Source organism: Nonomuraea sp. NPDC001684, assembly GCF_053596515.1.
This window is the reverse complement of the sequence record NZ_JBSFGJ010000335.1, coordinates 1-10,264: the sequence shown is the minus strand read 5'-3', so window position 1 is coordinate 10,264 and position 10,264 is coordinate 1. Positions and strand designations below refer to the sequence as shown.

At 70.1% G+C, this 10,264-nt stretch carries 11 protein-coding genes and 1 pseudogene; 5 read left to right on the top strand and 7 right to left on the bottom strand.

The window, feature by feature from the left end:
- Positions 1 to 318 (top strand): annotated as a pseudogene (locus ACWCSD_RS38300) (dipeptide/oligopeptide/nickel ABC transporter ATP-binding protein); the annotation flags it as partial.
- Positions 319 to 444: 126 nt separating this feature from the next.
- Positions 445 to 1,293 carry an alpha/beta fold hydrolase gene (locus tag ACWCSD_RS38295; RefSeq protein WP_397159279.1) on the top strand — a complete coding sequence of 283 codons (849 nt, stop codon included), beginning with the start codon at positions 445 to 447 and terminating at the stop codon, positions 1,291 to 1,293.
- Here ACWCSD_RS38295 and ACWCSD_RS38290 read toward each other — a convergent pair.
- Both ACWCSD_RS38290 and ACWCSD_RS38285 read right to left on the bottom strand, forming a co-directional pair.
- On the bottom strand, positions 1,280 to 2,242 hold the full coding sequence (locus ACWCSD_RS38290; RefSeq protein WP_397159281.1) for a LysR family transcriptional regulator: 963 nt from the start codon (positions 2,240 to 2,242) through the stop codon (positions 1,280 to 1,282). The genes ACWCSD_RS38295 and ACWCSD_RS38290 overlap by 14 nt on opposite strands.
- 315 nt (positions 2,243 to 2,557) lie before the next feature.
- A complete protein-coding gene (locus ACWCSD_RS38285) occupies positions 2,558 to 4,177 on the bottom strand; it encodes a PHP domain-containing protein (RefSeq protein ID WP_449922257.1) in 1,620 nt (539 codons plus the stop codon).
- Between the two features lie 297 nt (positions 4,178 to 4,474).
- On the opposite strand from ACWCSD_RS38285, the gene ACWCSD_RS38280 reads away from it, so the two are divergent.
- Entirely contained in the window at positions 4,475 to 4,954 is a 480-nt protein-coding gene (locus tag ACWCSD_RS38280) for a GNAT family N-acetyltransferase (protein WP_397159284.1), read from the top strand.
- A gap of 78 nt (positions 4,955 to 5,032) precedes the next feature.
- Here ACWCSD_RS38280 and ACWCSD_RS38275 read toward each other — a convergent pair whose 3' ends face one another.
- The 3 genes from ACWCSD_RS38275 to ACWCSD_RS38265 are packed head-to-tail and all read right to left on the bottom strand — an operon-like array spanning position 5,033 to position 7,459.
- Positions 5,033 to 6,343 carry an FAD-binding oxidoreductase gene (locus ACWCSD_RS38275; protein WP_449922255.1) on the bottom strand — a complete coding sequence of 437 codons (1,311 nt, stop codon included), beginning with the start codon at positions 6,341 to 6,343 and terminating at the stop codon, positions 5,033 to 5,035.
- A 38-nt stretch (positions 6,344 to 6,381) separates the two neighbouring features.
- The gene (locus tag ACWCSD_RS38270) at positions 6,382 to 6,786 is read right to left on the bottom strand and encodes a DUF4267 domain-containing protein (RefSeq protein WP_449922253.1); all 405 of its coding nucleotides are present in this window, start codon (positions 6,784 to 6,786) and stop codon (positions 6,382 to 6,384) included.
- A 34-nt stretch (positions 6,787 to 6,820) separates the two neighbouring features.
- The gene (locus ACWCSD_RS38265) at positions 6,821 to 7,459 is read right to left on the bottom strand and encodes a hemerythrin domain-containing protein (RefSeq protein WP_449922251.1); all 639 of its coding nucleotides are present in this window, start codon (positions 7,457 to 7,459) and stop codon (positions 6,821 to 6,823) included.
- A gap of 102 nt (positions 7,460 to 7,561) precedes the next feature.
- Here ACWCSD_RS38265 and ACWCSD_RS38260 point away from each other — a divergent pair, with 102 nt between their 5' ends.
- Entirely contained in the window at positions 7,562 to 7,873 is a 312-nt protein-coding gene (locus ACWCSD_RS38260; protein WP_449922249.1) for a DUF2975 domain-containing protein, read from the top strand.
- Positions 7,873 to 8,082, top strand: coding sequence for a helix-turn-helix domain-containing protein (locus ACWCSD_RS38255; RefSeq protein WP_352331315.1), 210 nt, complete (start codon positions 7,873 to 7,875; stop codon positions 8,080 to 8,082). The genes ACWCSD_RS38260 and ACWCSD_RS38255 overlap by 1 nt, the downstream gene beginning before the upstream one ends.
- A 43-nt stretch (positions 8,083 to 8,125) precedes the next feature.
- Here the strand turns inward: ACWCSD_RS38255 and ACWCSD_RS38250 are convergent, their stop codons facing one another.
- Complete coding sequence (locus ACWCSD_RS38250) at positions 8,126 to 9,427, bottom strand: dicarboxylate/amino acid:cation symporter (RefSeq protein WP_352327130.1); 1,302 nt, start codon at positions 9,425 to 9,427, stop codon at positions 8,126 to 8,128.
- 252 nt (positions 9,428 to 9,679) lie between these two features.
- Positions 9,680 to 10,264: LLM class flavin-dependent oxidoreductase (locus tag ACWCSD_RS38245; RefSeq protein ID WP_449922246.1), on the bottom strand; the 585-nt coding region annotated here is incomplete at its 5' end.

Below are 10,264 nucleotides of genomic sequence, written 5' to 3'. Positions count from 1 at the left end.
CAGCGCGTCGCCGTGGCACGAGCGCTCGCCCTCAAGCCGGATCTGATCATCGCGGACGAGCCGACCTCGGCGCTCGACGTGTCGGTGCGCGCCCAGATCCTCAACCTGCTGGCCGACCTGCAGCGCGACCAGGGGATCTCGTTCCTCCACGTCAGCCACGACCTGGCGGTGATCCGGCTCTACAGCGACCGTGTCGCCGTCATGCAGCGCGGCCGTATCGTCGAGACCGGGTCGTCCGACGAGATCTTCCGCTCCCCGCAGCACCCCTGCACGCGCGCGCTGGTCGAGGCGACACCGGAGGCGGAACTGCGGACCTGACCTGACCTGCGGGAGCGTTGCGCGACGCCGAAGAGGCGTGCCACGATCATGACCATGATCCACCGAACGACAACCCCGTCGTGAGCCGGCCGGGGGCCGGCGCGACAGAGCAGTGAATGAGGACACGTGGGAACAGACCTGTTCGTCCGAGAGTATGGGCGGGACGCAGCAGATGCGCCTGCCATCCTCATCCTCCACGGCGCCGTGGAGTCCGGCGCCTGCTACGGTGACGCCGTCGACCGCTGGGGTGGCGACTACCACATCGTGGCGCCGGACGCACGGGGCCACGGGGAGTCGCCCGGCCGCCTGCCCGAGCACGAGGGCGTTCCGTCCACCGACGTGATGGTGCAGGACGCGATCGACATCCTCAAGGACATGCTCGACGAGACCGGGCGCAAGACGCTCGTCGTCGGGCACTCCATGGGCGCGCGGATCGCCGCCTTCGTCGCCGCCGACGCCCCGCACCTCGTGGCCGGCGTCGTGCTGGAGGACCCGCCGTGGTGGGTGCCGGAGGCCGGTCCCAACCCGTGGCTCAGCGTCGAGCAGACCACCAAGGACCCCTTCGACTACGCCGAAACGGCGTCGGTCGAGGAACTCGTGGACATGCAGCGCGAGCTCAAGCCCCACTGGGCGGAGCAGGAGCTGCGCCCGCTCGCCGAGGCGATGAAGGCCGTCGACATCGACTACATGCAGCAGCGGGTCCACGAGAAGCGCCGGATCTGGACGCCGACCGCGCGGCAGATCACTGTCGGCCCGGCCGGCGTACCGGCGCTGCTCGTCACCGGCACCGGCGACGTCATCGTCGACAAGCACTCCCGTGAGCGCCTCACGGCCGTCGCGCCCGGCTTCGACGTCGTCGTGATCGAGGGCGCCCACCACTGCGTGCGCCGCGACAAGCCGGAGGAGTACCACCGGCACGTCGACGCCTTCCTCCGCGAGAACGCGCCGCTGGCCGGAGCCATCACTCGACGCTGAAGGTGTCGGACCGCGCGAGCGGGCCGTAGACCTCCGAGTCCGGCTCGGACACAGCGGCCCGCATCGCCTCCAGCCCAGCGCGTACGACGGGGTGGCTCTGGTTGTCGCGCCGCGTCGTCATGATCACCTTGCGCAGCGGAGCGATGCCGCGCGTCGGCAGGATCGTCACCCACTCGGCGTCGCGGGCGGAGAGCGCGGACTCCGGCGCCAGGCAGATCCCCGCCTCGGCGGCGACCAGCGCCAGCGCGGCGCGGTAGTCGTCCGAGACGTGGGTGATCGGCGGGTGGAAGCCGAGCTCCGCGCACGCCTGCAGCACCATCGTGCGGCACGGATTACCGGGCGAGGGCATGATCCAGCCCTCCTCGGTGAGCTGGGTGAGCCCGATGCCCTCCTCGCCGGACAGCGGATGCGCCTGGGGGAGGACGACCTTGAACCGCTCGATGTAGAGCGGGAACTTCACGATGTCGGGGGAGTCGCGCTCGGGGTCGGACTCGTACTCCATGCTGACGGTCACGTCGATGTCGCCCCGCATCAGCATCCGGTGGCTCATGTGCGCCTCCGCGTCGACGACGGTGACGTCGACTCCCGGGGCCTGGCGGCGCAGCTCGACGATGGCGGGTGCCACCAGCCAGCTGATCGCCGTGGGGAAGGCGCCGATCCGGAGCTGCCCGAGGACACCGCCCGCGTGCGCGGCCAGGTCGGCCTCGGCGATCTTCAGCCGGGAGCTGATCTCCTCGGCGTGCCCGGCGAGGATGCGCCCGGCCGGCGTGAGCACCAGCTTGCGCCCCGAGCGTATGACGAGCGCGTGACCGACCTCGCGTTCGAGTGCGGCGAGCTGCTGCGACACCGCGGACGGCGTCAGGTGCAGCGCCGCCGCGGTCGCGGTGACAGAGTCGGATAGCACGAAGGCACGGAGGATGAGGAGACGTCGGGGGTCGATCGTGGGCACGCGGGCTCCGTGGCGGGTCGGCCGGGCGTCCGTCGCAGTGGGGCATCCGCGAGGCGGGACCGGGGGACCCCGATGTTAGCGGGCCCCTCCGGACGCGGGCGCTCCGGCATGCGGTACGCCACCTGTGGGCGCCGAGAATTGCCTCACCTGCTCTGACCTGGCATGTGTCTCTCAGACAGCGGCAGGCCATCACCTTCCGGAGCGTGACATCCGGCGGCGCAGGGCCTCAGTCGGCGACGAGCCGGACCTGGTCGGCGAATCCCCGCTCCCACTGCGAAGCCATGTTCCGAGTGGGACGGGTGTCGTCGAATCGTTCTACGTCAGTTCTACGAAGGTGGGATTGGTGTAGCACCAGAGGTCGTGCCAGGGGTTGTCGTTGCGGCCTGTGTCCGCCGCCGGCTCCATCCCGCCGGGAGCGCTGCGCCTGCCGTCCGTGCCACGCAGCCGGAAGTAGAACGGCTCGCGCACGTCGCGGAACCTGTAGTGGAACTGGGCGACCCGGCCCTTGCCCTTCGGCGTGAACGACTCGACCACACGCACGTCCGGCGCGGTGAAGACGTCGGGGTCGGCGGCCGGCCCGGTGATCGCACCGCGGATCAGATCCAGGCGGGCGAGCCGGGGGATCTCTTCATTGGCGTTGGGACGGCCGGCGAGATCGACGGAAATGGTGATGGTGACGTCGTCGCCGCGCCGCACCGACAGCCGTCCGCCGAACGTGGCCGGGGCGTTGCCGGGGGCGTGCGCGTCGACGTGCAGCCCGTCGATGAGGCCGCCCATCGACACCCAGGATCGCCCGGCCTTGATCGCCTCCATGACCGCGCCATGGCTGCGCGAGGTCGCCCCCACTACCGTGCGGCTGAACTGACCGGGCCAGAAGTCGGCGTGCCGCAGCGGGACGCCGCCGTCGACGGGATCGGGGTATCTACCGTGCTGGTCGTACCAGTCAGCAGGTCGGGAGGGCTCGACGGTCGTGTCACCGTTGTAGAAGTGGCCGTCGGAGTTGGCAGTGATCCACCAGCCCTTGCCCTCGGCGAGCATCGAGTCCCACATGCCGCCCAGGATGCCGGTCATGGAGTCGAAGCCGCCGTACGTCGGGTAGTGTTCCGGCCGCCAGCCGGGCCAGGAGTCGGCGTCGGCGGTGTTGTTGAAGTCGCCGCGGGCCCTGGGCTCGTTCTGGGCGCCAGGCGCGCCCTCCATGCCGACCGCGATGTTCGGCGCCTTGTCGCGATAGGTGCGCAGGTCACGCGGGGAGTACCTGCCGCGCCGCATCACGTGGTTGATCAGGAACAGCGCGGAACTCGCCGAACCCGTGCGCAGCGCGGTCTCCAGCCAGGCGAGCGCCTCCAGCGCCTTGGCCTCGTTCGCCGGGTTGCCGGCGCCGGTGCCGTTGATCCTGGAGTCGAAGAGCCGCTCGAACGCGCGCAGCAGTTGGATCTCGTCGCGAGCACCGTCGAAGAACACCGTGGCGTGCTCGCCTCCGGGAACGTTCCACTCCAGCCCCTGCCACAACAGCAGCTCAGGGTGCTTGGCCCGGGAGGTGACGATGTCGGCATAGGTGGACTCGACCGCGAACTTCTCGTGCGCGGCGTGCCCGTGGTCGGTGATGACCAGCCAGTCCAGACCGTGCTTGAGAGCGCCCGCAGCCTGCTGCTCAATGGTGTACATGCCGTCGTAGCTGTACTGCGTATGAACGTGATGGTCGCCGGCCAGCCAGTGGAGCGCGCGGGAGCCTCCGCCGGTCGCGGCGGCGGGACGCGTGGTCAGCCCTCCCAGTGCGGTGACGCCGAGACTGCTGATGCCGAGCAGCCCACTGTTCCGCAGAAAGCGGCGCCGGCCGAGGTCGGCGGGCGACAGTTCGGTCTCTGAGACGGACAGGTCGGCGAACGCAGCCGTTCCTTCCGGTGCGCTGTGGGAGTGTGCATGGGTGCGGCACATGGGACATACCTTTCATCTGGAATACCTGGTGCGTCGTTCTCGGGTGGCCCATGAGCTTGCGCACGAAGTGGGGCGGAGCAGGTGAACCTGCGGCCCTTCGTCACGTTCGCAGAGGAGCATGACGGCTTGCATGGGGAGGAAGCGAATGCTGGGCGACTTCTTGCCGAACGGCGGAAGGCTCCGGCGAGCCATCCGGCATCCGTGCGTGACGTGCGGCGATTCGCGCAATGGTCACCCGTGCCTGATCGCGGTGATATTCGCATGACGGTCCGCGCAATGATCCGATAGAGAGGATCCATGTCGATTCGTGTGCGCCTTGACGACCTGTGCCAGGAGACCTGGGAAGCGGTGGCCGAGCTGAGGGTGGCCGACGACCAGGCTGATCTCATCGCGTCGAACCTGTACTCGATTGCGGAGAGCCGGTTCCTGCCGGGCTTCGTGACCCGTGCGGTGATGCACGATGAGCGCGCCGTGGGCTTCGCGATGTACGGCCCCGATCCCGATGACGGCCAGATCTGGCTCTATCGCTTGATGATCGACAAGGATCACCAGGGGAAGGGGCTGGGCCGAGCGGCCCTCCAACAGGTCATCGCCCATGTGCGGGACGCGTTCGACGCACCGGTGCTGCGGTTGGGAGTGCGTGGCGACAACCTCGCGGCCAGGGCGCTCTACACCTCTGCCGGGTTCGTTCCCACCGGCCAGGTCTTCGGCCGGGAGGACGTCCTGGAGCTCCGTCTGCGAACGGGGCACGAGACGGGGCCGGTCCAGTCGCCGTGAGGCGACATCTGTCATGCGGATGTGGTGCGGCCCCGCCGCCGTGGTGGGCGGAGGGGCCTTGAGCCGCTGGGAACCGATCTATCCGAGCACCGGGTAGTTCGCACGGAACACGTTGTGCGGGTCACGGGCGCGCTTGATCTCTCGCAGCCGCGCGAGCGCGCTGCCGGAGAAGGACTGCGCCGCCGTGTCACCGGGGGACAGCAGGGTGTACGGCTTGCGGCCGCTGATGTACGCCTCCAGGTCGGCCACGACCTCGGCCTGCTTGGCGCGCGTCGCGTCGGCCGCGTGCGGCAGGCCGAGACCCACCAGTCCGAGCAGGTACGGCTCAGTCACCGCGCCGCTCGCACCGGCCCCGCCGCCCGGCTCGGCGAGCGCCCCGCCCAGGTGCCGGATCTGCACGTTGATGAGCGGTTCGATCGGCTTGGCCAGCAGGAGCTCCACCGCGTCCGCGTTCAGGCCGGTGAGCAGCTCCGCACGAGCGATGGACGGGACCGGATCGGTGGGCTCGGCGGCGATCCTGCCCAGGTCAGCGACCGGGACGACGCCGCGGCTGTCGGAGATCGCGTCCTCGATCTTGTCGATGCGCGCCAGCAGGTCCTCGCCCTGGGCCGCCTCACCCAGGTAGGCCAGATCCAGCGTCACCATCGGCGGCGCGCCGGGGGGCTGGAGCCGGTTGATCCAGACACTGAGCTCACGCGGCGCCTCGGCGGTGATCTCCAGGAACGCGTCGTACACCTCCCGGGTCCGGTGCTCCGGCCAGATCACGCGCCCGCCGTACAGGACCGGAGCGGGATACAGGTCGAGTTCGAGGGCGGTCACCACCGCGAAGTCCCCGCCACCGCCGCGCAGCGCCCAGAACAGGTCGGGGTCGGACTCGGCGGTCACCCGGCCCGGCTCGCCGTCGGCGTCCACGATGTCGATGGCCCGCACGCTGTCGGAGGCCAAGCCGTGCTTGCGGCTGAACCAGCCGACGCCGCCGCCCAGGGTGTAGCCGGTCACGCTGACCCCGGGCGCGCTGCCGGACAGGCCGGTCAGGCCCAGCGGACCGGCCGCCGCCAGCACCTGCCCCCACTTCGCGCCCGCGCCCACCCGGACCACGCGCTCCCGCGGGCGTACCTCCACGTCGTTCAGCAGGCCGGTACGCAACAGGATCAGGCCGTCCACGTCACCCGAGGCGCCATGCCCGCTCGGCTGCGCGGTCACCGTCATGCCCGCCCGCCGCGCGTAACGCACGAGCGCCGCCACGTCATCGGCGTCCGCGGCCTCCGCCACGGCCGCCACCGGCTGCCTGACGGTCAGGTTCCACGCGGTGGCCGCCTGTTCAAAGCCGTCGTCACCGGGCAGGAGCACGCGCCCCTTCAGGACACCGCGCAAATCGTTGATCGTCATTGTCGTCTCCCTTGTCGAGTTGTCAGAAAATGCGGACGTCAGGCGGACTGCGCGGCGGTCGCCGGGGTGGCGCCGGCCTCGCGGAGGATCAGCAACCCCGTGATCGCGATCAGCGCCGCGGTCAGGCCGTGGATGCCGAGCGCGGCGGCCGTGGATCCGTGGTGGGCCAGGACGTTGACCATGTCGCCGAACGGGGTGACGGCAATCATCAGCAGGACCCAGCCCAACGGGCGGCGGTGGCCTGTCACCAGCAGGACGCCCATGGCCAGGCCCATCCCGATCTCGCGGCTGCCCTTCACGATGGAGAAGCCGCTGCCGTCGGAGGGCCAGTTCGCCAGCCCCGGGAAGGTCGTCCCGAGGGGCAGGACGAAGGACAACCCGAGGTAGAGGGTGAACAGGACGACGACGGCGGCCAGGACGGTGTTGAGCTTCTTCAGCGACATGGTCGTTCTCCTTGTTTGCACGGACGGGCAGGGTTCAGCCGCGGACGCGGCGGATGTGGCGGGCGTAGCGGGGGCGGCCGATGAGGTGCCAGATGACGCGGACCGGGACGGGAAGGCCGCCGAGGACGACGGCGCGCTCGGCCGGGTTCGCGTCCTCCAGGACGGCGCCGAAGAGCGTGAGCAGGGTGAGCTTGGGCGTGTTGTTCACCAGGTGGTCGCCCAGGGAGGCCCACTCCCGTCGGGTGATGTGTTCGGCCGCGAGCGGGAGGAGGGTGGCCTCCTCGTCGTGAAGGTGTTCCAGCAGGACCGCGCGGTGCTCGCAGAGGGCGGCCGCCAGGGCGTCGCGTTCGTCGGCGCCCGCGGTGGCCTCCCAGGCGGGAAACGCGGCGTCCAGCCTGCTCAGGGTGGCCGCGACGCGCTCGTGCTGGGCCTGCATGCGCAGGACGACGTCGGCCTCCAGGTCCACCCGGGAGAGCAGCGGCGGCCACAGCAGCTCGTCCTCGCCCTCGTGGTGGTTGTGCAGGCCCAGCCGGTAGACGCGGAAGTGGTCGGCGATCACCCTGGCGCGAGCGGTGTCACCCGGGGCGACGGCCGCGACGAGCTCCACCAGCAGCCGTGACTCACGGCGGAGCACGCGGTGGACGATCTCCATGTCCTGGGTGTTGACGCTCATCTGTTCCCGCTCCTTCATCGGTTGCGATGTGTTCAGGCTGCTCCTGGGTGTTTGGAAGGCATTTGGAAGCGATTTGGAACGTCCACGAAGGATGCGCGGATCATGGTCTTCATCCGGGTGCTGGGCTCGTTCGGGGCCGAGGTTTGCGGCGACCGGGCGCTGTTCTCCGCGGTGACGGCCGGGCACCTGCGGCGGCTGGGCTGGATCCTGATCGCCGGTTCGCTCGTGTCGGCCGGGCTCGGCACGGCGGCGCAGGCCATACTGTCCGGCATGCTGCTGACGACCGGTCCGGCGTTCGTCCCGGCGCCGGGCGTGCCGCTCGCGGGCCTGGTGGCCGGCCTGTGCGCGCTCGGGGTCTCGGAGATCGTCCGCCGGGGCGTGGCCCTGCTCGACGAGGTCGAGGCCACGATCTGATGCCCGCAGGCACCATCCGGGTACGCCTGGACGAACTGCTCGCCCAGCGCGGCATGACGCTCACCGAGCTGTCGCACAAGGTCGAGATCACCGTCGTGAACCTGTCGATACTCAAGAACGGCCACGCCAAGGCCATCCGCTTCTCCACGCTGACCCGGCTGTGCGAGGCCCTGGGCTGTCAGCCCGGCGATCTGCTCACCTACGACTGAGGGCGGGTGGCCGTACGGCCACCCGCCCTCGGTCGAATTCCGGTCAGGCCGTCGCGGGCTCCGGCGCGCGCGGCGTGCGGGCGGCCGACGCCGGGGCGTCGTCGAGCGGCTGCGGCGGCGCGTTGAAGACCGCCTCGTCCAGACGGCCCTCGGAGCGGGCCACCAGGACCGGGACGACCATCTGGCCGGCCACGTTGGTCGCGGTGCGGATCATGTCGAGGATCGGGTCGATCGCCAGCAGCAGGCCGACGCCTTCGAGCGGCAGGCCCAGCGTGCTCAGCGTGAGCGTCAGCATGACGATCGCGCCGGTCAGACCGGCGGTGGCGGCCGAGCCGACGACCGAGACGAACGCGATCAGCAGGTAGTCCCCCACCCCGAGGTGCACGCCGAACACCTGGGCCACGAAGATCGCGGCGAGCGCCGGGTAGACCGAGGCGCAGCCGTCCATCTTGGTGGTGGCGCCGAAGGGCACCGCGAAGGAGGCGTAGTCACGGTCCACGCCGTTGCGCTCGACGGTGACGCGCTGGGTCAGGGGCAGCGTGCCGACCGAGGACCGGGAGACGAAGGCCAGCTCGATGGCGGGCCAGGCGTTGCGGAAGAACGTGATCGGGTTGACCTTGCCCCACACCGCGAGCAGCGTCGGGTAGACGGCCAGCAGCACGATGAAGCAGCCGACGTACACGCCGACGCTGAACTTGGCCAGCGGGGCCAGCAGGTCCCAGCCGTACGTGGAGACGGCCTTGCCGATGAGGCCGGCGGTGCCGATCGGGGCCAGGCGGATGACCCACCACAGGGCCTTCTGCACCAGTTCGAGCACCGAACGGCTGAGGTTGAGGAACGGCTCGGCCTTCTCGCCCACCGCCAGGGCCGCCGCGCCGAGGACGACACCCAGGAAGACGATCTGGAGGACGTTCACCTCGGTGAAGGCCGTGACGATGTTGGTGGGCAGGATGCCGGTGACGAAGTCGAGCCAGGTGCCGGCGCCCTCGGTGTCGACGGCCTTGGCCGCGCCGGTGTCCAGGGTGACGCCCTGGCCCGGGTTGATGATCAGGCCGAGCGCGATCGCGAAGGCCACCGAGACGAACGCGGTGATCAGGAACCACAGCAGGGTCTTGGAGGCCAGACGGGCGGCGCCGTTGACGTTGCGCAGGTTGGCCACGCTGACCAGCACGGCGGTGAACACCAGCGGCGGCACGGCCAGCTTGAGGAGCTGGACGAAGATCTTGCCGACCTGGGTCAGCGTCTCGGCCAGCCAGGCCACGTCCCAGATCTTGGCGACGAACCCCAGGGCGACGCCGACGGCCAGGCCGAGCAGCAGCTGAAGGGAGAAGGTGAATCTCTTCACGGGAGGAAGGCTCCGGAAGTCAGGCATGCCACGGCGAAGGGGGGCATGCGGGTGAGGAAGGGGGGAGTCTGGGGGACGCGCCGATCAGCGACAAAGGGATCCGTGCAGACGGCACAGATCCACGTGCAGACGCTCGACGAGCCGCACGATGACCACAGAGAACCTCACGAGGACGTACAACACCATGCGAAACGGGGCATATTCCCGCTCGGCATTGTGACGTGCGTCACACCCCTTCCGGAGCCCGTCCGATCAGCCGGCCAGCTCCTTGACCTTCTCCAGCAGGCGGACGCGCTCCTTGTGGGTACGGCCGAGCGGCGCGACGTTGAGCGTCGTCACCCCCGACTCCTTCAGCGCCGCGATCCGGTCGCGGACGAAGCCCTCGCTGCCGATCAGCGACATGTTCTCCAGCAGCTCGGCGGGCACCAGCGCGGCGGCCTCGTCCTTCTTGCCCTCCAGGTAGAGGTCCTGGATCTGCTCGGCCTCCTTCTCGTAGCCGTAGCGCCGGGCCAGGTCGTTGTAGAAGTTCTTGCCCTTGGCGCCCATGCCGCCGATGTACAGGGCGGCCATCGCCCGGCCGAACTCGCGCAGCCCGGTCACGTCGTCGCCGATGGCCAGCGCCGCCTGGGCGATCACGTCGAGCTCGCCCAGCTCAGGGTCGCGCTTCGCCCGGCCGGCGGCCAGCGAGGGGCCCCACACGTCGGCGGCCTTCTCCGGGTAGTAGAAGATCGGCTCCCAGCCCTCGGCCAGCTCGGCGGTCATCTCCACGTTCTTGGGGCCGATGGCGGCGACCACGATCGGGATGCGCGGGCGCACCGGGTGGTTGATGATCTTCAG